The sequence below is a fragment of the Chthoniobacterales bacterium genome, from assembly GCA_039930045.1.
Taxonomy (GTDB): domain Bacteria; phylum Verrucomicrobiota; class Verrucomicrobiia; order Chthoniobacterales; family DASVRZ01; genus DASVRZ01.
Map to the genome: position 1 here is coordinate 492,929 of JBDSQB010000002.1, position 24,953 is coordinate 517,881.

The following is a 24,953-nucleotide window of genomic DNA, read 5'->3' on the forward strand; positions in this document are numbered from 1 at the left end:
CATCGTCGGAAAAGCCACGAGAAATCCGCTTGCATAGGTTGTGGCTATGATTGTATTTCGTTCGCCTTCGTTTATGAAAAACCTCGACCTCGCTGTCCAATTCTTCCTGCAACTGGGTTGCATCCTGATCTTCTGCCGCATTGTCGGCTCGATTGCCGCCCGCTTCGGACAGCCCCAGGTCGTGGCCGAAATGATCGCCGGCGTCCTACTCGGGCCGTCACTTTTTGGACTACTCGCGCCTGCCGCCCAGCACTGGCTTTTCCCGTGGGACGCGAAGCAGCTCACGCGCGACACACAGAGTTATCTTTTCCCCGCGTCGCAGCTCGGTCTGGCGCTTTACATGTTCGTCGTCGGCATGGAATTCCGCGTGGACATCGTGCAGAAAAAACTGAAAAGCGCCGTCGCTGTCTCGCTGGCCGGGATGATCGCCCCCTTCCTACTCGGCGCGGGTCTGGGCTACGTTTTCTTCCATTACACGAAGCTGTTTCCTGCCAAAACCTCGGAGATGGAGGCCATGTTGTTCCTCGGCGCGTCGATGTGCATCACGGCGTTTCCGATGTTGGCGCGAATCATTCATTTTAAGAAACTGGCGGGCACCACGATGGGCACAGTCGCCCTCGGAGCCGGGGCCATCGACGACGCGGTCGCGTGGTGTTTGCTCGCCGTCGTGCTGGCCAGCTTCGATAGCAATTGGACCCACGCCATCGTCAATATCGGCGGCGGCGCGGCTTACGTCATCATCACGCTGGCCGTCGTCCGGCCCATTTTGGCCCGCATCCAGACGTGGTTTGTGAAGGAGGAAATCCTCAACGAAGCCGGGCTCGTCGTCGGGCTCGGGCTGATGGCTTTTGGCGCTTACATCACAGACAAAATCGGGCTGCACGCGGTTTTCGGCGCGTTCGTCATGGGCGCGGCCATCCCGCGCGGCACGATGTCGCGCGATTTGATCGCCCGCATCCAGCCGCTCACGGTCGCCCTGTTGCTCCCCCTATTTTTCACCTACTCGGGGTTGAATACGAAAATCACCCTGCTCAACACCGGCTTCCTCTGGCTGATGTGCGGTGCCGTGCTGGTCGCCGCCGTGCTCGGCAAAGGCATCGCCTGCTGGCTCGCCGCCCGCGCCACGGGGCTCTCCAATCGCGAGGCGCTCGGCATTGGCACCCTCATGAACGCCCGGGGTCTGATGGAACTCATCATCATCAACATCGGCCTCCAGCGCGGGATCATTTCCGAGGGGCTGTTTGCGACTTTGGTCATCATGGCCGTGATCACGACTCTCATGGCGTCGCCCATTTTTGAGCGACTGGTCGGCACGGGCCGTTTTGGAGCCGAAGCTTAGTTTAAGGCTTCCAGCATTTTCAGGGTCTGCCAGGCCGCCTCGACATTGTGGACGCGGAAAATGGACGCTCCACGGCTGGCTCCAACCACGATGCAGGCCACCGTTCCCGCATCGCGCTCGGTCGCGGGAATGCCTAGAACGTCGCCAATGACAGTTTTGCGCGAGACCGGCAGGAGCGTGGCGAAGCCCAATTCCACAATGCGCTGGAACTCGCGATAGAGGCGAAGGTTGTCGTCGCGCTGCTTCGCGAAGTCGATGCCAGGGTCGAGTATGAGCTGTTCCGACTTGAGCCCTGCGGCCAAAGCACCGGCGATTTTTTCCCGGAAAAAGGCGAGTTGCACCGCTATCACGTCGTCGTAGCCGACATGGGTGTGAGCCACTTTCGGCTCGCCGACCGAGTGCATGATCACAAGCGCCGTCCCGTGTAGCGCGGCGATCTCGGCGTTTTCCCAAGTCGGCAGCGCGCCCATGTCGTTGAGAATGTCGCCGCCGACGGCGAGAATTTCACGCGCGACCTCGGGCCGCCAGGTGTTGATCGAGAGGAGCGGCGGGAAGATTTGCGCACTATCCCGTGGGGCAGCCTCGATGGCTGCGAACCGCTCCACGAACGGTCGGACGCGGGCAATTTCTTCGCTGATCGCGATGGCGCTCCGATTGGTCCGGGCGCTCTCACCGCCGATGTCGATGATGTCCGCGCCCCCTGCGATCATGGTCTGGGCACGAGTTAGAGCAATATCGAGGTCGAGCGTGCCGTCGTCGGAAAATGAGTCGTCGTTCAGGTTCAGAATCCCCATGACCAGCGGACGACGCGGGAAATTGACTTCGCGCCCACGCGCCCGCAACGAAACCGATCCGAGTTTCATTCCAATGGAACTCGTGTCTTTTCGCGGCGGGTAAATCGCACCGTGGACGTGTAGCCGATTTCGCGAATGAGCCGTTCGGCGACATCGAAATCCGCCCCGACCTCATCCGGCGCGTGCGCGTCCGAACTGACGACGATTTCCACACCGGCGGCGCAGGCCATTTCGAGCATTTCACGCGAGGGATAAATTTCCCCAACCGGCTTGCGCAGTCCGGCGGTGCTGACTTCCATGACGGTCCCGGTCTCGGCCAGCGCGGCGATGACGGGTTCGTAATAAGGCCGCAAGTCGCCCGCCGGGCGATGCCCGAATTTCTTCACCAAATCCGGGTGCGCCACGAAGTCAAAGAGCCCGCTGCGGATGCATTTCTCGTATTCGGCGAAATACATTTGCCAAATTTCGCCAACGGGACGCTCGGTGAAACGTCCGATCCATTTCGGATTATCCACGTCCCAGCCCTCGGCGATGTAATGGACCGAGCCGATCAAATAATCCCACGGGGCGCGGCTGGCGAGGGTCTCGATCCAGTCTTCGTGGCCGCTGATGTAATCCACCTCGAGCCCGAGCCGCACGGGAAACGGAGCCACGGCGGCGCGGGCCTCGGCGACGAGCGCGAGATATTCCTCCAACTCGTCGAGGTCCATTCGCCAGTCGTCAAACGTCTCCGGCATGGGCGCATGATCGGAGATGCCGACTTCGGCGAGTCCCATCGCCATGGCCGCGAGCGCATACTCGACGGGTGCTCCGGTGGCGTGCCGGCAGAGCGGCGTGTGGGTGTGGTAATCGGCCAGCATGGTGCGACTTGAATAGACGCGAAAATGGCCGCGCTCAAGTTGCATTCGAGTTCCAAGGCAATGCGTTTGACGGCGTGCCTAGTTAGGAGCATTGGTGCGGGGTGATTTTGGAATTTCCCCGTCGGCTAAGCCAATGGACGGCACCCTGGCTTGCAGGCTGGTGTCGGATGGGGTTGATTTTTCTCCTGACGATGGGCAGCCAAAGTCTTCCTATCTATGCGCAACCGACAGATGTCGGGCCCGCGTTTTCGGACTTCGACGACTGGTGGCAGGTCTATACCACGGTCGCAGCCTCCGAGCGTCCGGGCATGGTAAAAAAAGGCACCGCCCTCGCCAAGACCCGCAGCAACGCGATGCTTCAGCTCATTGAAAACGATCCGTCAGCCGCGATCCAGAAGGCCTTCGCCGAGGAATATCGCAGTGCGCTTCCGAAGTCCGTTTCTGAAAATATCGAGCTGCATGTGCGCGGTTTGGCCAAACTGACGGTCACGAAAAAAGACGGCACCACCTCGCGCAAAGTGACGATGGGGGAGGAAAGCTGGAAGGCGTTTTTCTATGGCCCGAGATTGGAATTAAACTCCCGTGCGGAAATCCCGATCCATGGCGTGACGCTCGCGGGCCGCATCGCAGTCGATGGCAGTCCGTTGGAACGTTTCCCCAAGCGCGAGACATTGCTCAGTGTTTTGCGAGAGGGCGAGGGCAAGAAAACCTGCCCGATCTGCGGCGAACCGGGCGTGATCCCGAGCGCCGTGGGCGACGTTCTTCTCTGGTTCGACACCGAGGAGCATCAGGCCGTCTGCGAAAAGGCGCTGGTCGAAAAAGAGATGTCGCCCGAGAGCGAGGACTAGCACCTCGACACGGCAGAAGGTTCCTGTTCACTTCGCTGGATGGAATATCCGCTGCATCTCTCTTTCAAACTTCTGGCGCTGGCACCGCAGATCTCGATCACCGACAATGCCGGGCGCTCGCTGTTTTATGTGAAGCAGAAACTCTTCAAGTTTAAGGAAGCGGTCCAGATTTTCAGCGATGAAAGCCGTTCGCAGCATCTCTACGACATCAACGCGGATCGCGTGATCGACTGGTCGGCTCGCTACACGTTCAGCCTGCCTTCCGGCCAGACGGTGGGCGCGGTAAAACGCTCCGGCATGCGGAGTTTGTTTGCGGCGCATTACATCGTGCAGGACGAAAATGGAATGCCGCATTTTGAGTTGCAGCAGACCAATCCCTGGCTCGGAGTGCTCGATTCCCTGTTGGGAGAAGTCCCCGTTTTGGGAATGCTGACGGGCTATTTCCTCAACCCCGTCTATGCGGTGAAGCGCGCCACCACGCCCGAGCTGGTGATGACACTCGTGAAGAAACGCACGTTTTTCGAGAGCGGTTTCAGCATCACCAAAGAGAGCGCCAGCATCACGGAAACCGAGGAAACGCTAGTCGTCCTCAGTGCGATCATGGTGACCTTGCTAGAGCGCCAGCGGAGTTAGACCGGACTCTCTTTTTTCTTCGTGCTCTGGATGTAAATCTCGCGAAGCAGCTTCGGCTCGACTTCCACCGGACTCTGCGTCATGAGGTCGGTGCCGCGATTGTTTTTGGGGAACGCGATCACGTCGCGAATGCTCGACGCGCCCACGGCCAGCATCACGAAACGGTCGAGTCCCAATGCAATGCCACCGTGAGGGGGCGCGCCAAAACTGAACGCTCGCAGCAAGTGCGCAAACTTCAATTCCTGCTCCTCGGGCGTGACGCCGAGCACGCCAAACATCTTCGCCTGCAAATCCTTCTCATGGATGCGGATCGAGCCGCCGCCGAGTTCCACTCCATTCAGCACCACATCGTAGGCGATGGCGCGGACTTTGCCGTATTCGCCCGCCTCCAGCAGCGCGATGTCCTCCGCCTTCGGACGCGTGAATGGGTGATGCACTGCGACCCATTTGTTGTCCTCGGGCGAGAACGCCAGCAGCGGGAAATCCACCACCCAGAGGAAATTTAGCGGCGCGTCGGCAGGGACGAGTTTCATCAGATCGGCGACGCGCAAACGCACGCGGCCCAGCACTTCGCAGACCGCCTCCCACTTCAAATCCGCTCCGAAAAAGAGCACGTCGCCGTCCTCAAACTGCATCCGCGCCGCCAGCGCCGCCTTCTCCTCCTCGGAGAAAAATTTCACAATCGGCGACTCCCAGTTGCCGTCCTTCAGTCGAATGTAAGCCAGCCCTTTTGCGCCAAATTCCGTCTTCACCCACTCCTCCCATTTCTTGAGCTGCTCCTTGCTCAGCGCCTCGGCCGCACCCTTCGCATTGAGCGCCTTGATCGTCCCCTGCCCGTCCACGATGGAGCGGAAAACCTTGAACTGCGATGCGTGAAAAATATCCACCAAATCCACCAGCTCGACGCCGAAACGCAGGTCGGGCTTGTCGGAGCCGAAGCGGTTCATCGCGTCGGCATACGTGATGCGCGGGAACGGCGTCGAGACTTCCACTCCTTTCGCCTCGCGGAAAACGCGGGCCAGCATTCCCTCGGTCAGCGTCTGAATGTCTTCCTCGCCGACGAACGATGCCTCGATGTCGATCTGGGTGAATTCCGGCTGACGATCCGCGCGCAAATCTTCGTCGCGGAAACAGCGGGCGATCTGGAAATATTTCTCCAGCCCGGCCACTTGCAGGAGTTGTTTGTATTGCTGCGGCGCCTGCGGCAGCGCGTAAAACGAACCCGGAGTGAGCCGCGACGGAACGAGAAAATCGCGCGCACCTTCGGGAGTCGGGTTCGATAAAATGGGGGTCTCGATCTCCAGAAAACCAGCCTCATCGAGGTAATCGCGGGTCGCCTTCACGATGCGATGGCGCAGTTTCAGGTTTTCCTGCATGTGGCGCGTGCGCAGGTCGAGGTAGCGATATTCCAGGCGGAGATCCTCGTTCACCTTCGGGTCGTCGAGCGGAAATGGCGGCACATCGGCCTTGTTCAGCACGGTCAATTCCGCCGCCACGAGTTCGATGGAACCCGTGTCCAGACGCGTGTTTTCCGTTCCACTCAGACGCGCGGCGACTTTGCCTGAAACTTGAATGACATCCTCTCCGCGCAACGCATGGGATTGCTCGGCGATGGCCGGAAATTCCTCGGGGCGAAACACGACCTGAGTCAGCCCATCGCGATCCCGCAGATCGATAAAAATGACGCCACCATGGTCACGCCGCGAATTCACCCAACCGGCAAGGGTCACGGTCTGGCCGATCTGTTCCGGGCGCAAAGCCTGGCAGGAGTGGGTGCGATATTTCTGGCTGTTCTGACTCATAAGGACGGGCACCATAGCAAAAAACCCGGTGAATCAAAGAACGCATTCACGTTTCCCCTAGAGCATGTTTCCACTTGGACAGCAGCCCAGCCAAAGTCGGACACAGCAATAGATTTCCTACTTTTAATCTCTTGACGGACACAGCTAAAATATAGGACTTGTAGGCCATGAGCATAAAAACGAAAGCAGATACCATTCGTTTTACCACCAAGGGGCAGGTCGTCATTCCCAGTTGGCTGCGCAAGGAGTTCCAAATTGAGGACGGCACCCGTGCCATTGTCACCGCCACCGAGGAGGGAATTTTGCTCAAACCCGTCACCAAACGCTCCATTGCGCGGCTGCATGGCATCTTAAAACCCAATTCTGGCGATCCCTCATTTGCAGAAGAGTGGTCTGCACACAAGCGCGATGAAAAAACCTTGGAAGACGCGGATCATGGCCTTCACGATACTTGATTCTCACGCCCTGCTGACGCTGCTCCGGAGTGAGGCGGGTTCTGATATCGTGCGGGCTTTGCTGGAAAAGGCTGCTGAAAAGGACATCCCGCTGCATATGACGGAAGTGAACTACGCCGAGGTGCAAACCATCGTTCGGCGCAAGGCAGGGAATGCCCTCTGGAAGACCATCGCCGATGAGTTGACCGCCGCTCCCATCCAGTTTCATCCCGTGGATAGAAAACTGGCCGACCTGGCGGCCGACTTCAAAACCCGTTTCCGGCTCTCGCTCGCCGATGCCTGTGCCGCCGCCCTGGCCAAAGAGAAGAAAGGCCAGCTCGTCACGGGCGATCCGGAGTTCCAGGCTCTTGAAAAGGAAATCGGGATTACTTGGTTGAAATAAAGAACGCATTCACGTTTCCGGGGAACCGCGTTTCGGGCTTGGAGAACCCCCGCACTCCCGGCAATAGCCCCATTCCCGCAGTCAGGAATGGAGGTATTCCAGCCGGAAAGCCCAATCCCGGGGTCGGGAATGGGGTTATTTTCTGGAGGGTGGCCGTTTCCGTGGTCGGAAATGAATGTATTGGCGAGAGGGTGACGGTTTCGGGCTCGGTTTGGACAGAAATCGGCCTGGAAATGTCCAAATCGCGCACAATGAGGCTGGAACGGCGTTTTGTGCCTCTTTTTGCCTGAGCCCCGCCTCCATGCCCGAGACAGATGAGCGGGTTGGCTCATTTGACTGGCTGGGCGAACTCTCTTCCCCTACGGCTTCCAAGTTTCCGGTTTGTCGAAATCGGCCGGGGTGAGGTTTTCCAAGCGGCGACGGTCGGCAATGGGGAGTTCGCCGAGGAGCTGTTCGCGCTGTTCCTGCCAGTTGCGGAGGGTTTTGCCAAAGTCGGCCCGGGCTTTCGGCGGGAGTACGGCCCACCATTCCGGCGAGCGCGATTCGTAGTAGAGGGCCAGGGCGATGCTGCGGTAGAGCAGGCGGCGTTGCAGCTCGGCCATATGCGCCGTTCCCACCAGGCCCATTTCCTGAAACTCCTCGCCAGGTGACTGGCCGCGACTCATTTTTTCCAGCGCGGCATCTTTCGCGGTCTCCAGATCGAGTGCCGTCTGAAGGGCATCGGGCCGGGCGTCGTCACGGAGCTGTTGGATTATGCCCTCGATGGCTTCGAGAGCGTTTGGAATCTCGGCGACGGCAGCCACGGCGGCGGCTTGGCGCATGAGGGACTCGTGCTCGGCGACCTCCTCCGCATACTGGCTGAAGCGCCGGATGAGCGCCGAGACATCGACCTCTTCCTCCAGCCGACCCTCACTGAGGGCGATGAGCTGATCGCACGCCTCCAGAAAATCGGCAGGGTCGAGGCCATTCTCGGCGAGGTTGGCGGCGATGGGTCGAATGGCGTCGCTCAGTTCGCGCACCCGCCGGATTAAGTCTTCCATCGGGTGATCCTCCATGACCCGCCGCATGTCTGCAAGCCAGGCCGGTTAGGGTGTCGGCGAGGCGGGCGCAGGCTGGTCGGTAACGTCCTCGGGAGTCTCGCCGGGATAAGACTTGAAACGGAATCCGAGCTTGCGCAGGAGCCGGCGCTGGCCGGGGTCGTCCTCGCGGCGGGCATGGTCGAGGGCGTCGAAACGAATCTCGCTCACCAGAAACAAGGCGCGCTCGTCCTGCGCATCGAGGAGGGTTTGCGCGGCCTGCACCGCCGAGTCGGCAGGGGCCACATCGGCATGTTCCTCCTGCGCGGCGGTAAGAGCGGACTGCAACTCGGCTGCGCTGGGATTGGCCATCGCGCCGTAGGCGGCGGTGGAGCTGGCGTCGCCTGCCACGAGTGCCTCGGCGACGCGCTTGAGATTGGGCCAGCCCTCCATGTTAGGAGTGTCGCCGGTGGAGTCGAGACCGTGATTCACTAACACGGCGACACATCATGTTTCTGGCGGCGCGTGCGGCGGCGAAGGACTTCGATGTAATCGCGGGTAAAGAGTTCGAGTGTGGCCTTGGCATCGTTGGATTCGCGCACTTCCCGAGAACGATTGCCGAGGGCGAGAGTGAGGCTGGCGACGAGCGGTTCGTAGAGTGCGATGAAACTCGGAAGCTATTATCTAAAAAGTGATTCGCTCTGGTTGGCATTTAAAAATGACGGTGCAAGAGAACATCCATTAGAGCATCCACCCACAGTCTCGGAGGCCGTCTCAGGCGTCGTTTTTGCTCGCCTGGTAAATGGCTTCGAGCGATTCGTTGAAACTGTGGATGATCGTATGAAGCTGCGGTTAGCGATCATAGCCAGGTACTTTCCAAGTCAACTGGAGACACTTATATCTTTATTTACTGACCAGACTGCGCGGAGACCATCCCCGGTGTCACGTCTCTGCGAAGAAGGCCCAGAGGTCGCCGGCAGAAACCCTGCTTTCCGTCGCAAGGTGTTAGAGATATATGATTACCAGTGCGCAGCCTGCGGACTGCGAATCAAATTGCCCGACGCAGAGCTAACCTTCGTCGATGGTGCTCATCTTATGCCTTTTGCGGAGACTGGAAATGACCACCCGAGCAATGGAATAGCGCTGTGCAAGAATCACCATTGGGCCATGGATCGTTTTCTTCTCGTCCCGAACGTGGAGGGCCTATGGAAAGTATCCCCCCTCCTAGATCGCCGACGCTCTCCCGGCGAAAACGCTTTGATGCAGCTGGATGGTGAACCACTATTGCCGCCGCACGACGATGCATTTCTACCAGCAAAGGCGAGTCTGCTTTGGCGGTTTGAGAGAATGTTGAGTTAAGCTCCGACAATCACCCCACCAAATTCGATCTATGTCGATCCACAAAGACAGTCTATTTCGTATATTTCAAACTGACTATCGCACGGCGCTTTGGCGATTTTTTGAAAATCGTCATGATCGAATTACGGGGGCTCTCGCCTCTGAATTTTGCGACCACGCTACGTTGGAGCATTTGCTAGGCATTGAGTTACTGCAATACGATGGCGCGAGTAACGAATACAGGCTGGATGATCGCATTGAGCGTTTCATCGAGGATATGCTGGGCGCTGCGGAGGTGGCACACGCGGACTGGCTCTCGTCGCTGCTCGACGATTTAAGGAAGTTGATTGATGGGTATAGTAAGCTGGCGCAGACAAGTAAGAGCGACACTTTTTTCCGAGGTATCCTGCGATTTTTGCGAACTTGCGACAGCCGAGCACAGCGGCATCTGGAGGACATCAAGTCCACTGTAGACTTCGATTATCGGGCGGGGGCGGATTACGAAGTTAAGTTGTTAAAGCTTCAGTGGCATCTCGAACGCGCTCATAGTTACGGAGGGGCGATCGGAGAACTAGATGACTTGCTTAAGAATCACGCTTTTTTTCAGCAGCAAGGGAATATCGAAATTCTTTCGCTTCGATCTCGATTGATCAGGCGTTGTGACCAAATCGGCAATGCATTGATCGATATCTATCAGCAGATCGAACAGTATTTAAATCGCGTCATGCGCGATCACGAGCGAGCCAGAAAATTGATTCGCCTTCGTGGCTTAATCGAACGGCATGAACATTTACCTGCAACGAATATTGAGGAGATTGCCGCAACGGCTGATGGGCCTTACTTTCGTGACTCTCGCCGGCACACTTTGCTGGCTCCGTCTGTTATCGATGAGCGTCCAGAACTATTCGAGCGCATGCTAGCGCGTGCTGGTCTGAAAAATGAGCCACGCACGAATCGACGTGTGGAGATACAGGAGCATCCCCTAGATGAAATGCCCCCCGTAATTGATTGGCAGGACGTTTTCGATAGCTTTTGCAAGCAGACCGACAATCTTTTTGTGTTCCTACGTAGTCTAAAGGTAGAGGGTAGGCTACTGACAGAAGAAGAAGTAATCGACGGCTTTTGCGCCATCCTTAGCAACGAGGATTGGACGGATGGCTGGAGCAACAAGCCGTTTGATCTCGCCATGAGCGATGGTTGGCAATATGCCGTGGTAACATCCGCAACCCGATGACTATCGAAACCCCACTCGTCGCTCGCCGTCTCTTTTCAAGGCTCTGTCGTGGAACAAATAGGTTACTCTCGGAAAATGGCCCGGACGACGATAAAGATTTGTATCGGCAGGTGCATGAACCCGATGTTGAAGCTGCCTGCCAAATATTTTTCGCCGTTATTGGATTTCGGCTGCAAAAGGGAGATGGCTGCTACTATTTCACTTCCGACGACGAGCCTCAGGCAAATATCGAATCTAAGCTCGAAAAGATGATTCGATTGGTGGGATTGCTAAATTTTCTTTCCACACACATCGAACACTTTAGCGAAGGCGTGATATTTTCTGCCGCCACGTTAGCGACGAAATGCCACGGTGATGCCAAGGCCGAACGGTTTCTTCAGGAGGCAGCAAAGGGTACAAATTTTGCAGACAGGATCACGAATCTGCTCCATTCGCTCGTTAGCCAAGGTTATCTCTCGGAATACGATCCGGCTCGGCAGGAATACCGAGTTCTCTCTGCGATCCACTATCTCTTTGAGTTTGCAGATCGAATTCAGATCTACGACACAGCCGAGACAGGAGGGTCAATTGCCGAGGCTTGAACGTATACGTCTCATCAATGCTGCGGGCTTCGATGAAGTGGATTTTCCAGTCAATGGCCATTGCCAGGTCATCGGCGTTAATGGCCATGGGAAGTCCACGCTGTTGCGCACGGTTTTGTTTTTCTACCTTGGCACAAACGAAAAGGCACCTTACGCGCTACACGATACGAAGAAAGATTTTGTCAGCCACTATCTCGGTGATCCGCCGGGTTATCTGATTTATGAAGTTGCGAGAGATGCAAGCCAGCCAGGCTACCACATTGCGGTAACACGTCCGGCGGGACGCATTCAGTTCCATTTCGTAGATGCGCCATTTCGGCGGGATTACTACGTTGACGGGAAGGTCGTGCTACCCATCGAGCGCGTGCAGGATCAATGGCGTGATGCACGCTGTGCGGTAGAGACGCTCTGGTCCTACGAAGATTTTGCGCATCGCATCTATGGAATCGTGCCTTCAACCTACGCGGTGTTTCGTCCCGCTGAGCGTGGTGCCAGTCAGGTGAGCGTGCTACCGCGCATCATCAGCGGAATTTTCACCGTCAGCCAATTGGATGCGGACAAGTTGAAGTCCGCGCTGACCTGCGGTGTTCGGAGCGACGCCTCCGCAGCGGAGCTGGACTTGGTGCAGCTCAAGAATCAGCTGGAGCACTTTCGCCGTGTGAATCGAGCAGTTAAGACCTTCCTGCGACACGAGCAGGATGCCGTGAACCTCGTAGAGTTGGCGGCTTCGTTCGATATTGTGAAAGGAGACCGGCGACGCGCAATCGAAGGCTTGGTCCGCGCAGCCAAATTCTTGCCGGAAGAGGCGCGCTGGATCGAGGAACATATCGGTCTTCTGAAAGATGAGGAAGCCGAGGAGGAAGCCGAGTTTAAATGTGGGAACCTCCAGTTGAGTGAGGCGATCCAAAAACGCGGCGAAGAAATTGCCGTGCTCGGTGCGAATATCAAAACGGCAAAAGAAATTTCCACCGAATACGTGAATCGGGAGATTGAGCGAAAGGCAAAGGAATTGGACTCGCTACAGGAGCGCGAAGAAGAGCGACGACTGGCGGAACGCGAACATGCATCGCTCACCGCAGAATTTGTCGATGAGAATCAGCGCAAAGAGCAGTTGCTCGATAGCGTTCGCCTGAGTTGGTCGGAACTCACCAATGGCTTTCAAAAGCGGCGGTTCGAAAGCGGCGAGCGGTTCCGCTTTAAGTTCACAGAACTCGAAGCGGAAAAGGATTCCGCACGAACAAAGATCGCGCATGAACGCAACATTACCGTCAAGGCGGTCCAGCCGCGACGAGAGAAACTCAATCGTGAACGAACAGTTCTGAACGACGAGTTGAGAGCCTTCGCGGACATCGCGCCGCCGCGGGAGATCGCGGAAACCGAAGGTGGCTTTCGGCAAGCCGAACGAAAACAGAATCAGGAGTCCGCACAGCAAGAGCGGTTTCGCAGCGAATTGGCGCTCGCGCGGCAGGAGGCGAAGATGGACCGAGAAAAACTCGATCGCGACGCTGCAGACGAGAAGGTGCGCATTGAGGCAGCAATCGCGAATCTGGATGGAGAGCGCAGCCGCACGACAGCGGAATTAGAGAAATTCGACACCTCACTGGCGCATTTTTTCCAGACACAGTCTCCGCACTCGTGGCAGGAGGCCGCGAAAACGTTGAACCACGAGCTTCTATTCCGGAACGCGCACGAGCTGGAGGCGGAAGCCGTGTCTAACACCGATTGCGCGGTATGGGGCGTAAAGATTTCCACAACCAGCCTGGCAGACTCGACTGAAGCTTACGATCGCGCCCGCCTTACCACTGCCTTGCAAGAGTTGCGTAAGAAACTCGCTGGAGAGAATGAAGCGCTGAACTCAGCGCAGGCACGTTATGTCGCGGGATTCGATGCGCAAGAGAAACGCCATGCGCAGATCGTTGGTGAACTGGAAGGGAAGATTGCCGCCAGCGTGGAGGCGTGCGGCAAGCTCGGCAACGAAGTCGTCCGGCTCGAAAACCATCTGCTTAATTTGCAAAGCCAGTTCAACGCTGCAAAGCTGCGCAGGCGCGAAGAGCTCGATATGCGGGAGGCTACGTGGAAGGCGGACGACGAAGTTCTGCGGAAGGAGGAAGGCGAAATCGAACAACGCTTCCGCTCTTTGCAAAGTGTAGCGGACGACGATTTCAAAGCAAGACGCGAAAAACTGACGGAAGCCGAAAATGCCTCACGAGCCGACATTGATCTCGACGAAAAAGCGGCTCGGCTAAAGCGAGATGCGGATGTGGTCCGCATTGAGCGAGAGTCACAACGGGCACTTTCGGAGAAAGGCGCGAACGCCGAGCGCATCGCCGCCGCTCAGAAGCGCTTTACGGATGCGGAAAAAAATGTTCACCGCATTGAGGAGTATCGCGAGGAGGTCGCAGAATATCGGAAGAAAAAAATTGAATGGATGGATAGGCTGCCTGGGTGGGAATCCGAGCGCCCGGTAGCCGAGGAAATCCAGCGTGCGAAACAAACTTCGCTCGGGCAACTCGCCGAACGTAATCGCCTAGCTAAAGCCGCGCTGGCCGAACGCGCGAAGAAGCTGAATGATGCTAGCGGTGCGCTCCAGGAAGATCAAAAGGCGGTCGCACGTTTCCAAAAAGACATGCGCTTTCTCCAAGAGTGGGGCTATTTCGATCGCCCTGATCTCCCACCGGCGTCGTTTCACCAGACGGGTTCTGTCGACGGTTTTCTCACTACTGCGGAGAACGCACACGAGAGCCTCGAATCAATCAGAAAGAAGGGAGATGACAGCGCGAAAAAATTTCTCGGCCATTTTGAAGAGGAGACACTCAAGCGAAAGCTGCTCGGCTTTTCCCCACCCCACGAGAACTTCGATTGGTTTCAGTTTGTCGGTGGCGAACTCAAGCCTTTCGTCAACAACCGTGCGATTACGGGAATGAAGCGCCTGCAGACGCAGCAGTTCGAGCAACTCATCCATAACATTTGCAGCAAAAACGCCGCGTTCCGCGATGGCATCCGTCAGGTAAATCAGACGGCGGATTCTGTGCAGGCGCACCTCGTGAAAAACAACTTCGTTGATGTGCTCGACTCAGTCGAACTCAAGGTCGAGCGAGTGGACAATCAACTCACCCGGACGCTTGAGGGCTTGGAAAGATTCGCCGGGATCTCCTTCAGCCAAGAGAACGATCTCTTTGCCAAACGAGCAGACAGCGCAGAGATCGACCGGGCCATCGAGCATTTTGAGCGATTACTCCGTGAGATCGACACCCATCGCAGCAAGCAGCTTTCGCTCACCGACTACTTCGACTTTTTGATTCGCATCTACGAAAACGGCCACGATATGGGCTGGCGAAAATCACTCGATCACATTGGTTCCACCGGCACGGACTACTTGGTGAAAATGCTCATCTACCTGTCTCTTATAGAAGTTTACCGCTCTCGTGCCATCGACGCGAAAGCAGAGTCCACCGTCCATTGCGTGATGGATGAAACAGGTGTGCTTGCGCCGAAATACGTTCGCGCCGTGCTTGCTTACGCTGCGGAGCGCGGCATTATTTTGATCACCGCTGGCCACTCGCAGCAGACGACGGGATTCGACCACTGGATACTCGTTCGCAAACAAGGTCCGCGATTTGGCGGGCAGACAGTGCTTCGTAAAGTCCTGCGATGCGACTAACTACTGCCCAAGCTGCCCAACTCGCACACCTCGCCAAGGGCGGCTCCTTACAGCGGAGCCGCGTGGCAAAAGCTCTCCTGCCACTCCTCGAAAATGCGGGTGTAGTACGCACGGAGAAATCAGGATCTAGCTCTCTTATGCGCGGAGTTCCTGGAAAGATAGAAGCGTTCGCCGAGCACTATTGGGGCATTCGCGACTTGTCTCGCTTTGCGCTTGCCACCCCCGGCAACAGAAGTCGCGAATCGCTGGCTGAGATTGCTGGCGATTCCAAGGCACTGCCGAGTAATCCCTTAGCGGGGATCTTCATTCGCTCCTTCGGTAATTGCACTCTCGGTGATCAGCCACTGATGCACACGCCCCTTGGCAGCGCGATTCTAATCTCTCCAGCACAACTACCGTATCTGAGAGTTACAGCACGCACATTAATTGTAATAGAAAACTCAGAATGCCTTTTGAAGTTTGAGAAGGTGCTTCCTTATTTTACTGATGTAGATCGCGCAAATATTGCGCTCGTTCTGCGATGGAATTGGAGAACGGCCTGGCAAGAATGGCTGCATGAATGGACGGGTAAGGTCGTTCATTTTCCTGATTATGACCAAGCGGGTTTACGCATCTTTGCGACAGAAGTTTTGCCCCACGCCCCGGAAGCTCGCCTACTTATCCCCTCTAATCTCGAAGCGATCCTAAATGAACGAGGGAGTCGCAATCTATTCCTCCGCCAGGAACATCTCTCGATGCTTGAGGCGAAGCATCCCGACATCGCACAAGTGAATGTCTTGATTCAGACTACTCGTAAAGCACTCGAACAGGAGACGCTGTTGCATTAACTCAAGCTCTTCAGGCAAACTTTGGCAATCGGCGAAACGTTTTTTCGCAAACAAAACAGCCGGACCCCTTTCGGAATCCGGCTGTGTTTGAGTTTTGGTTAGTCGAGGGAGCCGGACTTAGTAGTCCATGCCGCCCATACCGCCCATGCCGCCGCCACCTGGAGGCATCGCCGGGCCGTTATCCTTCGCAGGAAGCTCGGTGATGATCGCCTCGGTGGTGAGGAGCAGGCCGCTGATCGACGATGCGTGTTGCAGCGCAGAACGCGTGACTTTGGTCGGGTCAACGACTCCAGCCGCCACGAGGTCAACGTATTCGCCAGTGGCGACGTTGTAACCGAGGTTGCCAGTGCCTTTTTTGACTTCGGCCACGATGAGCGCGCCTTCGAGGCCTGCGTTATCTGCGAGCTGGCGAAGCGGGGCTTCGATGGCGCGTTTGATGATTTGCAGACCGATCTCTTCGTCGCCGGTGAGCTTGAGGTTTTCGAGAACCTTTTGAGCGCGGATGAGAGCGACGCCGCCGCCGGGGACGATGCCTTCTTCAACGGCCGCACGGGTCGCATGGAGGGCGTCTTCGACGCGGGCTTTTTTCTCTTTCATCTCGGTCTCGGTGGCTGCACCGACGTTGATGACGGCAACACCGCCGGCCAGTTTGGCGAGGCGTTCTTGCAGTTTCTCGCGGTCGTAGTCGCTGGTAGTTTCTTCGATTTGACGGCGGATTTGATTCACGCGGCCTTGGATGTCGGCAGAAGCGCCTTCGCCTTCGACGATGGTGGTGCTTTCCTTATCGATGGTAACGCGCTTGGTTTTGCCGAGGTCTTCGATGGTGATTGAGTCGAGCTTGATGCCGAGGTCTTCGGTGATGCAACGTCCACCAGTGAGGATGGCGATGTCTTCCATCATGGCCTTGCGGCGATCGCCAAATCCGGGAGCCTTGACGGCTGCGATTTGGAGGGTGCCACGGAGCTTGTTGACCACGAGAGTCGCGAGGGCTTCGCCTTCGACGTCTTCCGCGATGATGAGCAATGGACGGCCGGTTTTCGCGACTTTTTCGAGGATCGGGAGCAGGTCTTTCAAGCTGCTGATTTTCTTCTCGAAGATGAGGATGTAAGCGTTCTCGAGAGAGACTTCCATCGACTCAGCGTTGGTGACGAAGTAAGGCGAGAGGTAACCTTTGTCGAACTGCATACCTTCGACAACGTCGAGGCTGGTTTCGATGGATTTGGCTTCCTCAACCGTGATCGTTCCGTCCTTGCCGACTTTGTCCATGGCATCAGCGATGATCTCGCCGATGGTGGTGTCCCAGTTAGCAGAAACGGTAGCGACCTGCGCGATTTCCTTGCGGTCGGTGACCTTCACGGAAATGCGGGCGAGTTCGGCAACAATGGCTTCAACAGCCTTGTTGATGCCGCGCTGCAAGCTGGTTGGGTTCGCACCGGCGGTGACGTTCTTGAGGCCTTCTTTGTAGATGGCTTCAGCGAGAACGGTCGCAGTGGTGGTGCCGTCGCCAGCAATGTCCGAAGTCTTGGAAGCGACTTCGCGAACGAGTTGCGCGCCCATGTTTTCGTAAGGGCACTCGAGTTCGATTTCCTTGGCCACAGTGACACCGTCTTTGGTGATCGTTGGGCTGCCGAATTTCTTGTCGAGGATGACGTTGCGGCCCGATGGCCCGAGGGTTGCCTTGACTGCGCGGGCGAGTTTTTCGACGCCGCGAAGCAGTGCGTGACGAGCGTGCTCGTCGAATTGGAGTTGTTTAGCTGCCATAATAGTTAGATTTGAGTTGGATGTTAATGTTAGGAATTAGCCAATGATGCCGAGGATGTCGTCCTCGCGCATGATGAGATAGTTTTCGCCATCGATCTTGATTTCGGTGCCGCCGTATTTGCTGATGAGAACTTTGTCGCCGACTTTGACGGTGAATTCAGATTTGACGCCGTCTTCATTAGTTCTGCCAGTGCCGAGGGCAACGATGGTGCCTTCCTGCGGTTTCTCTTTGGCGGTGTCGGGAATGATGATTCCGCCTTTTTTGACTTCTTTTTCTTCAAGCGGCTGCACGATGACGCGGTCGCTGAGTGGTTTTACGTTAATTGCCATACTAGGATTATTTTCCGTGTTGGGTTGTTGGTTTTTGTTGGTTTGCCTAACAAGGCCGCGCAAGTGAACAACACTCACGCGGCCATGGTTAGAAAAAATTATTTCTTCTTGTCTTCGTCCACCATCTCGAACTCGGCATCGACAACGTTGTCGTCCTTTTTCTCATTCGAGTTAGGTTCGTTTGGCGGCGGGGCGCCTGCACCAGCTTCAGCACCGGCGGCGGCTTGCTTGTAGAGGTCGGCGCTGACTTCCTGGAATTGTTTTTCCAGTTTGTCGTGAGCCGATTTGATGGCGTCAACGTCGCTGCCTTTGAGAGCTTCGCGGACATCGGCGATGGATTTCTCGATCTCCGATTTTTTGTCGCCGGGAAGTTTGTCGCCGTTGTCTTTGATCTGCTTCTCGCATTGATAGGCGAGAGAATCGGCATTGTTGCGAATCTCGATGCCTTCCTTCGCTTTGGAGTCTTCCGCCGCGTGGAGTTCGGCTTCTTTCCGCATCCGCTCAATCTCGGCTTTATCGAGACCTGAGGAACCGGTGATGGAGATTTTTTGCTCTTTTCCAGTGCCCATGTCCTTGGCGGAAACGTGCAGGATACCGTTGGCGTCGATGTCGAAAGTGACTTCGATCTGAGGAGTTCCACGAGGTGCTGGCGGGATGCCGTCGAGATGGAAGGTGCCAAGATTTTTGTTGTCGCGGCTAAGTGGGCGCTCGCCTTGCAGGACTTTGATTTCCACGCCGGGCTGGTTGTCGCTGTAGGTGGAGAAGGTCTGCGATTTGCGAGTCGGGATCGTCGTATTGCGAGGAATCATCGCCGTGGCCACGCCGCCTGCGGTTTCGATGGCGAGCGTCAGCGGAGTCACATCAAGCAGGAGAACGTCCTTCACATCACCCTTGAGCACGCCACCCTGAATGGCTGCACCGATGGCAACGACTTCGTCGGGGTTGACGCCTTTGTGGGGTTCCTTGTTAACGAGTTTGCGAGCGGTCTCAATGACCTTCGGCATACGAGTCATGCCGCCAACGAGAACCAGCTCGTTAATGTCGTTCATTGCAATTTTTGCGTCGGCCAGACAGTCGCGCACGGGCTTCAAAGTCCGCTCAAAAAGGCTGTCGGTGAGCTGCTCCAGCTTGGCGCGGGTGAGTGTTTTCTGAATATGCTTCGGTCCAGACGCATCGGCCGTGATGAACGGCAGATTGATGTCATAGGTCTGCGAAGAAGAGAGTGCGATTTTCGCTTTTTCAGCTTCTTCCTTGATGCGCTGCACCGCGTCAGGCTGCTTGGTTAGATCGATCCCGGAGTCAGATTTAAAGTCGGCAATCATCGAATCCATGATCGCGTTATCCCAGTCGTCGCCGCCCAGATGGGTGTCGCCGTTGGTGGCTTTCACTTCAAAAACGCCGTCGCCGATTTCCAGCACGGAAATGTCGAACGTGCCGCCGCCTAAATCGTAAACGGCGATTTTTTCATCGGACTTCTTGTCCAATCCATAAGCCAGCGAAGCCGCTGTAGGCTCATTAACGATGCGAAGAACTTTCAGACCCGCGATTTCACCCGCGTCTTTGGTGGCGTTGCGCTGGCTGTCGTTGAAGTAAGCTGGAACGGTGATGACGGCTTCAGTGATCGTTTCGCCAAGCTTGGCTTCCGCGTCGGCCTTGAGTTTCGCAAGAATCATCGCGGAAATTTCCGGTGGAGAAAACGTCTTCTTCTCGCCGCCGACCTGCACTTCGATGTGCGCGTCGCCGTTGCTCGCCTTGACCAATTTGTATGGAACTCGTTTCACCTCATCGCCGAGCTCGTCAAATTTCCGGCCCATGAAACGCTTGACCGAGAAGATCGTATTCGTTGCGTTGGTCACAGCCTGACGCTTCGCTGCCTGACCCACGAGACGTTCGCCGCTCTTGGAAAATGCGACGATGGACGGCGTGGTGCGCGCGCCTTCGGAGTTTTCGAGAACGACGGGTTCGCCGCCTTCCATGACTGCCATGCAGGAGTTGGTGGTGCCTAAATCGATGCCTAAAATTTTTGCCATAAGATAAAAGTTGGTTACTCCCAACCTTTAAGCAGATGCCAGACCGCTGAAGAATGTAATTATATATCCCTGATTTGCTGCGACTTACAACTTCTTCGTGCGATTGAAGATGCTCACAGGCGAGTCAGGCTGGCACACTGTGCCAGAACAGGTGCGTCACACCCGTGGCGCACTATTGCTCGGTATCGATCAACTGGTTGAGCTGCTCCGTGGACTTTTTCGCGGCAGAAATAATGTTCCAAGCGAGGAAGATCACGATCACGAAGTAGATCGCTTTTGGCATCCAGTCGCCGAAGCTTTCGATGCCGCGCAGGGCTTTGGCCTCGTAGTCGCCCGCAGCCCGGAGCAGCTCCGCATCGAGCGCGCCCGTCTGTTCGCCGATGACCAGACTGCGCACTAACTCCGATGGCAGCGCGCCGGTTTTCGCCAGCTCGGGGCCGACCGCCTGACCGGCACGAATCTCTGGCAAACTGGCCCGAATTCCTTGAACGATGCGAGCGCTGGCAGACGCACGGGCGGCGGTGTCGAGGCTGTCCATGACGTTGACGCCGGCGTCGAGTTGCATCTGATAGGTGGTGCAAAACCGCGAGAGCGCCAGCGAGAGGTGGATGCCTCCGAAGAGCGGCAGCATTCCCAGGATTTGGTCGAGCACCGACGAGTGCATGGCGAGTTTGATCACCATGGACGACACGCCGTAAAGCACGGCGGCGAGCAAATAAAACGAGCCGAGTTCCATTCCAATCTCGCGCAAAACTCCACTCGCCGGGCTGCCTTGAAAAAACTTCGGCACCGCCAGCAAGACGACGCCGAAGTGCAGTATGAAAAACGGATACAATGCCCGGCGAACGATCTGCCGCCGCACCGCATCGAGCCGCGCATAATAACGCGTCAGAAAATCGCATCCCCGCTGGAGTTGACCGCTGCGTTCGCACGCGGAGATCAGCGCGATCTCCATCTCCGAAAAGGGCATTCGCGGCTCCGAAAAACTCTCCGTGATTGTGTTGCCACCCAAGGCGAGCCCTTGGAATTTCTCTAAAAGCCGGCGTGTGGAAAACCTTGGCCGCGCCGTCAGCATCGTCTCGATCGCCCGCAGAAAAGGGAACCCCGCCGTCAGCAATTTTCCCAGCTCATCGTAGAACCGGCTGCGTTCGGCGAGAGAGAGTTTCATGCGGCAAACTTTCCCCCAAGCCGGCGGGGTTAGCGAATGATTCCTCGCTGACTCGCCGCGATGAAATCGATCAGGATGCGCCCCTCAGCCGTGTGGCCATATTGCGTTTCCAGCTCGGCGGTGGCCTGTTTGACATTCAGTTTCGACCGGTAAAGCAGGCGGTAGGATTCCTTGAGCGTCTTCAGCTGCTCTGGCGTGTAGCCGCGACGTTCGAGTCCTACTGCATTCACGCCGCGCACTTCCGCCGGGTTGCCGTCGGCGATGAAAAACGGTGGCACGTCCTGGACGATTTTCGAGCAGCCGCCGGTGATCGCATGTGCACCAACACGGCAAAATTGATGAATCGCCGTCAGCCCGCCGATGTTCGCGTAATCACCCACAATCACATGCCCGGCGATGGTGCCGTTATTGGAAAAAATGACGTGATCGCCCACGACGCAATCGTGCGCGATATGACTGTAACTCAGAAAATTTCCATCGTTGCCGACCTTGGTCACGCTGCCCGGAGCGGTCGCGCGATGGACGGTACTGAACTCGCGAAAAGTATTCCGGTCGCCGATTTCCAGATGCGTCGGCTCGGCGCTGTATTTGAGATCCTGCGAGCGCTGGCCGATGCAGGCGTAGGAATAAAAGGTGTTTCCACTCCCGATTTTACTCGGGCCCATGATCGTCACGTGATGTTGCAGCCAGCAGTTTTCTCCGATAATGACCCCGTCGCCGATGATGCAATACGGCCCGATTTCCGTCCCGACCCCGATGGTGGCCGACGGGCTGATGATGGCCGTTGGATGAATTTTTCCCATTCGACTTCGATTCTTATCAGACGTCGATAAAGCCGAACATCAGCTCGCCTTCGCTCACGACTTCGTTGTTCACCAGGCAGCGGCAGGCGGCCTTGCCGATGTTGCGCCGGGCCTTGAGCAGTTCCGCCTCGATGAAAAGCGTGTCGCCGGGCATGACGGGCTTGCGCCATTTCACCTTGTCCGCGCTCATGAAATAGCCGATGCGACCGTCGCCGGTTATTTTTTTGAGCAAAATACTCGCCACTTGCGCCATCGCCTCGACTTGCAACACGCCGGGCATGACCGGATGCCCCGGAAAATGTCCTTGGAAATACGGCTCGTTAATGGTGACGGATTTGATGCCGGTGCACTTGGTTTCGCCGGTGAAGCCGACGATGCGGTCCACCATGAGAAACGGATAACGATGCGGCAGCGTGGCCATCACTTCCTTGATTCCCATGCCGTCGTCGCCGCGCGGGATGACCGTGGGCGGCGTGAGCGCGACCAGCTCTGCAGCGCGTTTCGAGATGGCTTTGGCGAGTTCCGCGTTCGGGCCGTGGCCGGGTTTGATCGCAATGATGTGACCCCGCAGGCGCTGCCCGGAAAGGGCGAGATCGCCCACGATGTCGAGGATCTTGTGACGGACAAATTCTTCCTGGAAACGCAGTGGCTCCTTGCTGAGAACGGCGTCGCCGCGCACGACGATCGCGTTTTCCAGACTGCCGCCCTTGATCAGCCCCTTTTCCATCAGTTGCTGCACGTCCTCGTAGAAAACAAACGTCCGCGCCGAGGCGATTTCCTTCTCGTAAATCGCCGGCGTAATCTCCGTGCTGTAAAACTGGGTAAACCGTCCCTCAGGTCCGACGTTCGTGCAGGAAATCCGAAATTTGTCGTCTGGCACAATGGTCAGGAGCGAGCCGCTCTTGGTTTCAATATGGATCGGCTCGCGCACCCAGAATTCGCTGCGGCGCACGTCCTGTTCGACGATGCCTGCCTTCTTGATCAACTCCACGAAAGGCCGCGCACTGCCGTCGCCGATGGCGGGCTCGTTGGCGTCCATCTCGATGAGCGCGTTGTCCACGCCCATGCCGACGAGGGCGGAGAGGACGTGCTCGACGGTGTGGACTTTCACATTTCCCTCGGCCAGCGTGGTGGCGCGCTCGACAAATTTCACATTTTCGACTTTGGCGTCCACGGTCGGCCCATCGGGCAAATCGGTGCGCTTAAACTTAAACCCGTGCCCCGGAGGCGCGGGCTGGATGGTTAGCGTGACTTTTTCGCCGGTGTGCAGGGACGAGCCGGCGAGGGAGGCGCTGCTGGCCAGGGTCGCTTGGAATACGGAGTCGGAAGAAGGCATGGGAGCGCTGTTTTATCATCCGAAAAGCCCGATTGCCAACGGCAAAGCATTTCTCGAATAAAATCCAAGTCCACTCGTCGCTTTGTTTGCGAAGGATTATGTGAACGCAGACGCTTACGTGGTGTCAAAACCCTCAGTGCGACTGCACAAAAATTGTTAGTGAGGTTAAGGAACAAGGCAAGCGGAGGCCGCAGAATGAGTGTTCTGCGGCCTTCGTGTTTTTCAGCCTGAGTGGAATGAAACTCGACCGTGGCCGCCGCGCCTTGTCCAGAGGGGGAAAATGCGCTAGTATTGCGCCCGCAAAATGAACGCCATCCTCATCGACCCTTCCTCCCCTGCTGCCGCCGCCCCGAAGGTGGGAATGATTTCCCTCGGCTGCGCCAAAAACCTCGTCGATGCGGAACTCATGCTCGGCAGCATCCTTGCCAATGGCATGGAAGTCACCTCCGACGCCGACGAGGCCGACGTGCTCATCGTCAACACCTGCTCCTTCATCGACTCAGCCAAGGAGGAATCCATCGAGGCCATCCTCGAGGCGCACGAGGCCCGCGGAATGAAACGCCGTCCCGGCCAGAAACTCATCGTCAGCGGTTGCATGGCCCAGCGTTTCTCCAAGGAACTCAGCGGCGAAATGCCCGAAGTCGATGCCTTCATGGGCCTCGACCAGGTCGCCCAGGCCGGGGACATCGTTGCCCAAGTCCTCGCGCGGCCTCGTATTGCAGTCGAATCCAATCCCACTCTCACCGACGAAAGCTGGCAACCGCTCAACCTCGTCACCCGCAAGCCCGTTTACATCCCCGACTACGACACGCCGCGCTTCCGCCTCACCCCGTCGCATTCGGCTTACGTCAAAATCGCCGAGGGCTGCAATCACCCGTGCTCCTTCTGCGTCATCCCCCAGATGCGCGGCAAACACCGCTCCCGCTCCATCCATAGCGTCGTCACCGAGATCCAAAACCTCGTCGCCGAAGGCGTGAAAGAGTTCAATCTCATCAGCCAGGACACCACCTACTACGGCATGGATCTCTGGGAACAAAAAGCTGGCCCCACCCAGCCCGTCGATTCGCAACGAGGCGTCTCGCTCGTTCATTTGCTCGAAGCCATCGACCAGATCGAAGGCGATTTCTGGGTTCGCCTCCTCTACACCCACCCGGCGCATTGGAGCGACGAACTCATCGCCACCATCGCCCGCTCCCGGCACGTCGCCCGCTATATCGACATGCCGTTGCAACACATCCACCCCGAGATGTTGCTCACCATGCGGCGCGAAACCACCAGCCAGCACATCATCGACCTCATCGCCCGCATTCGCGCCGGCATCCCTGGCATCGCCATTCGCACCACCTTCATCGTCGGCTTCCCCGGCGAGACGGAGGAACACTTCGAGTCCCTCCTCAACTTCATCCGCGACACCCGTTTCGAGCGCCTCGGCATCTTCACCTACAGTCAGGAGGAAGGCTCCCGCGCCGCGAAAATGGAAAATCAGATTCCGCTCAAAGTCCGCCAGGCCCGCTACCGCAAAGCGATGAAACTCCAGCAGCGCATCGCCGGTGAGATCGCCGCCGCCAACATCGGCCGCACCATTCGCGCCATCGTCGATAGCCCGCTCGTGGCCCGCAGCGAAGCCGACGCCCCCGACGTGGACGCCCGCATCCTCCTCACTGCCCCCGCCACGGTCGGCGCGATGGTCGAAGTCAAAATCACCGGCACCCAAGTGTACGACCTCGTCGGCGAAGTCATCTAAGTTCCATTGGA

General features: G+C 57.1%; 21 protein-coding genes. 10 read left to right on the plus strand and 11 right to left on the minus strand.

Annotation, left to right across the window (positions count from 1 at the left end; genetic code table 11):
• The first annotated feature begins 73 nt into the window (after positions 1-73).
• Positions 74-1,339, plus strand: a complete 1,266-nt coding sequence (locus tag ABIT76_02425; GenBank protein ID MEO7931991.1) for a cation:proton antiporter — start codon at positions 74-76, stop codon at positions 1,337-1,339.
• Here the strand turns inward: ABIT76_02425 and folP are convergent.
• Together folP and ABIT76_02435 are read right to left on the minus strand one after the other, a co-directional pair.
• Positions 1,336-2,202, minus strand: coding sequence for a dihydropteroate synthase (gene folP / locus ABIT76_02430; GenBank protein ID MEO7931992.1), 867 nt, complete (start codon positions 2,200-2,202; stop codon positions 1,336-1,338). The genes ABIT76_02425 and folP overlap by 4 nt on opposite strands.
• Positions 2,199-3,038 carry a histidinol-phosphatase HisJ family protein gene (locus ABIT76_02435; GenBank protein MEO7931993.1) on the minus strand — a complete coding sequence of 280 codons (840 nt, stop codon included), beginning with the start codon at positions 3,036-3,038 and terminating at the stop codon, positions 2,199-2,201. The genes folP and ABIT76_02435 overlap by 4 nt, the downstream gene beginning before the upstream one ends.
• Before the next feature lie 128 nt (positions 3,039-3,166).
• Between ABIT76_02435 and ABIT76_02440 the strand changes: the two genes are divergently transcribed.
• Both ABIT76_02440 and ABIT76_02445 read left to right on the plus strand, forming a co-directional pair.
• Positions 3,167-3,841, plus strand: coding sequence for a hypothetical protein (locus ABIT76_02440; GenBank protein MEO7931994.1), 675 nt, complete (start codon positions 3,167-3,169; stop codon positions 3,839-3,841).
• 39 nt (positions 3,842-3,880) lie between these two features.
• Positions 3,881-4,474, plus strand: coding sequence for a hypothetical protein (locus ABIT76_02445; GenBank protein ID MEO7931995.1), 594 nt, complete (start codon positions 3,881-3,883; stop codon positions 4,472-4,474).
• On the opposite strand, the gene aspS is transcribed toward ABIT76_02445, so the two are convergent.
• Positions 4,471-6,291, minus strand: coding sequence for an aspartate--tRNA ligase (gene aspS / locus ABIT76_02450; GenBank protein MEO7931996.1), 1,821 nt, complete (start codon positions 6,289-6,291; stop codon positions 4,471-4,473). The genes ABIT76_02445 and aspS overlap by 4 nt on opposite strands.
• Positions 6,292-6,443: 152 nt before the next feature.
• Between aspS and ABIT76_02455 the strand changes: the two genes are divergently transcribed.
• Both ABIT76_02455 and ABIT76_02460 read left to right on the plus strand, forming a co-directional pair.
• Positions 6,444-6,731, plus strand: coding sequence for an AbrB/MazE/SpoVT family DNA-binding domain-containing protein (locus ABIT76_02455; GenBank protein MEO7931997.1), 288 nt, complete (start codon positions 6,444-6,446; stop codon positions 6,729-6,731).
• Positions 6,712-7,113, plus strand: a complete 402-nt coding sequence (locus ABIT76_02460; GenBank protein ID MEO7931998.1) for a PIN domain-containing protein — start codon at positions 6,712-6,714, stop codon at positions 7,111-7,113. The genes ABIT76_02455 and ABIT76_02460 overlap by 20 nt, the downstream gene beginning before the upstream one ends.
• 359 nt (positions 7,114-7,472) lie before the next feature.
• Here ABIT76_02460 and ABIT76_02465 read toward each other — a convergent pair whose 3' ends face one another.
• Both ABIT76_02465 and ABIT76_02470 read right to left on the minus strand, forming a co-directional pair.
• Positions 7,473-8,180: a hypothetical protein gene (locus tag ABIT76_02465; protein ID MEO7931999.1), complete on the minus strand. Its 708-nt coding sequence runs from the start codon at positions 8,178-8,180 to the stop codon at positions 7,473-7,475.
• Positions 8,181-8,198: 18 nt separating this feature from the next.
• Positions 8,199-8,627 (minus strand): hypothetical protein, encoded by a 429-nt coding sequence (locus ABIT76_02470; protein MEO7932000.1) that lies wholly within the window; start codon positions 8,625-8,627, stop codon positions 8,199-8,201.
• Positions 8,628-9,519: 892 nt separating this feature from the next.
• On the opposite strand from ABIT76_02470, the gene ABIT76_02475 reads away from it, so the two are divergent.
• Genes ABIT76_02475 through ABIT76_02490 form a run of 4 tightly spaced genes read left to right on the plus strand, consistent with a single transcriptional unit; the run spans position 9,520 to position 15,770 of the window.
• Positions 9,520-10,701, plus strand: coding sequence for a hypothetical protein (locus tag ABIT76_02475; GenBank protein ID MEO7932001.1), 1,182 nt, complete (start codon positions 9,520-9,522; stop codon positions 10,699-10,701).
• Complete coding sequence (locus tag ABIT76_02480; protein ID MEO7932002.1) at positions 10,698-11,282, plus strand: hypothetical protein; 585 nt, start codon at positions 10,698-10,700, stop codon at positions 11,280-11,282. The genes ABIT76_02475 and ABIT76_02480 overlap by 4 nt, the downstream gene beginning before the upstream one ends.
• Complete coding sequence (locus tag ABIT76_02485) at positions 11,221-14,943, plus strand: ATP-binding protein (GenBank protein ID MEO7932003.1); 3,723 nt, start codon at positions 11,221-11,223, stop codon at positions 14,941-14,943. Before ABIT76_02480 ends, ABIT76_02485 begins: the two co-directional genes overlap by 62 nt.
• Complete coding sequence (locus tag ABIT76_02490; protein MEO7932004.1) at positions 14,934-15,770, plus strand: hypothetical protein; 837 nt, start codon at positions 14,934-14,936, stop codon at positions 15,768-15,770. The genes ABIT76_02485 and ABIT76_02490 overlap by 10 nt, the downstream gene beginning before the upstream one ends.
• 117 nt (positions 15,771-15,887) lie before the next feature.
• Here ABIT76_02490 and groL read toward each other — a convergent pair whose 3' ends face one another.
• The 6 genes from groL to ABIT76_02520 form a co-directional block, all read right to left on the minus strand.
• Positions 15,888-17,531 (minus strand): chaperonin GroEL, encoded by a 1,644-nt coding sequence (groL, locus tag ABIT76_02495; GenBank protein MEO7932005.1) that lies wholly within the window; start codon positions 17,529-17,531, stop codon positions 15,888-15,890.
• 36 nt (positions 17,532-17,567) lie between these two features.
• Positions 17,568-17,861 (minus strand): co-chaperone GroES, encoded by a 294-nt coding sequence (groES, locus tag ABIT76_02500; GenBank protein ID MEO7932006.1) that lies wholly within the window; start codon positions 17,859-17,861, stop codon positions 17,568-17,570.
• Positions 17,862-17,959: 98 nt separating this feature from the next.
• Positions 17,960-19,891, minus strand: a complete 1,932-nt coding sequence (dnaK, locus tag ABIT76_02505) for a molecular chaperone DnaK (protein MEO7932007.1) — start codon at positions 19,889-19,891, stop codon at positions 17,960-17,962.
• A 172-nt stretch (positions 19,892-20,063) separates the two neighbouring features.
• Positions 20,064-21,059 carry a type II secretion system F family protein gene (locus ABIT76_02510; GenBank protein MEO7932008.1) on the minus strand — a complete coding sequence of 332 codons (996 nt, stop codon included), beginning with the start codon at positions 21,057-21,059 and terminating at the stop codon, positions 20,064-20,066.
• Positions 21,060-21,088: 29 nt separating this feature from the next.
• A complete protein-coding gene (gene lpxA / locus ABIT76_02515; GenBank protein MEO7932009.1) occupies positions 21,089-21,862 on the minus strand; it encodes an acyl-ACP--UDP-N-acetylglucosamine O-acyltransferase in 774 nt (257 codons plus the stop codon).
• A gap of 16 nt (positions 21,863-21,878) precedes the next feature.
• Positions 21,879-23,198: a bifunctional UDP-3-O-[3-hydroxymyristoyl] N-acetylglucosamine deacetylase/3-hydroxyacyl-ACP dehydratase gene (locus tag ABIT76_02520; protein ID MEO7932010.1), complete on the minus strand. Its 1,320-nt coding sequence runs from the start codon at positions 23,196-23,198 to the stop codon at positions 21,879-21,881.
• Between the two features lie 304 nt (positions 23,199-23,502).
• Here ABIT76_02520 and rimO point away from each other — a divergent pair, with 304 nt between their 5' ends.
• Complete coding sequence (gene rimO / locus ABIT76_02525; protein MEO7932011.1) at positions 23,503-24,942, plus strand: 30S ribosomal protein S12 methylthiotransferase RimO; 1,440 nt, start codon at positions 23,503-23,505, stop codon at positions 24,940-24,942.
• The last annotated feature ends 11 nt before the right edge of the window (positions 24,943-24,953 follow it).

Coding starts and splice junctions, on each gene's coding strand:
- ABIT76_02425 (MEO7931991.1), top strand. CDS start 74: ATGAAAAACCTCGACCTCGCTGTCCAATTCTTCCTGCAACTGGGTTGC.
- folP (MEO7931992.1), bottom strand. CDS start 2,202: ATGAAACTCGGATCGGTTTCGTTGCGGGCGCGTGGGCGCGAAGTCAAT.
- ABIT76_02435 (MEO7931993.1), bottom strand. CDS start 3,038: ATGCAACTTGAGCGCGGCCATTTTCGCGTCTATTCAAGTCGCACCATG.
- ABIT76_02445 (MEO7931995.1), top strand. CDS start 3,881: ATGGAATATCCGCTGCATCTCTCTTTCAAACTTCTGGCGCTGGCACCG.
- aspS (MEO7931996.1), bottom strand. CDS start 6,291: ATGGTGCCCGTCCTTATGAGTCAGAACAGCCAGAAATATCGCACCCAC.
- ABIT76_02455 (MEO7931997.1), top strand. CDS start 6,444: ATGAGCATAAAAACGAAAGCAGATACCATTCGTTTTACCACCAAGGGG.
- ABIT76_02460 (MEO7931998.1), top strand. CDS start 6,712: ATGGCCTTCACGATACTTGATTCTCACGCCCTGCTGACGCTGCTCCGG.
- ABIT76_02465 (MEO7931999.1), bottom strand. CDS start 8,180: ATGCGGCGGGTCATGGAGGATCACCCGATGGAAGACTTAATCCGGCGG.
- ABIT76_02475 (MEO7932001.1), top strand. CDS start 9,520: ATGTCGATCCACAAAGACAGTCTATTTCGTATATTTCAAACTGACTAT.
- ABIT76_02480 (MEO7932002.1), top strand. CDS start 10,698: ATGACTATCGAAACCCCACTCGTCGCTCGCCGTCTCTTTTCAAGGCTC.
- ABIT76_02490 (MEO7932004.1), top strand. CDS start 14,934: ATGCGACTAACTACTGCCCAAGCTGCCCAACTCGCACACCTCGCCAAG.
- groL (MEO7932005.1), bottom strand. CDS start 17,531: ATGGCAGCTAAACAACTCCAATTCGACGAGCACGCTCGTCACGCACTG.
- groES (MEO7932006.1), bottom strand. CDS start 17,861: ATGGCAATTAACGTAAAACCACTCAGCGACCGCGTCATCGTGCAGCCG.
- dnaK (MEO7932007.1), bottom strand. CDS start 19,891: ATGGCAAAAATTTTAGGCATCGATTTAGGCACCACCAACTCCTGCATG.
- ABIT76_02510 (MEO7932008.1), bottom strand. CDS start 21,059: ATGAAACTCTCTCTCGCCGAACGCAGCCGGTTCTACGATGAGCTGGGA.
- lpxA (MEO7932009.1), bottom strand. CDS start 21,862: ATGGGAAAAATTCATCCAACGGCCATCATCAGCCCGTCGGCCACCATC.
- ABIT76_02520 (MEO7932010.1), bottom strand. CDS start 23,198: ATGCCTTCTTCCGACTCCGTATTCCAAGCGACCCTGGCCAGCAGCGCC.
- rimO (MEO7932011.1), top strand. CDS start 23,503: ATGAACGCCATCCTCATCGACCCTTCCTCCCCTGCTGCCGCCGCCCCG.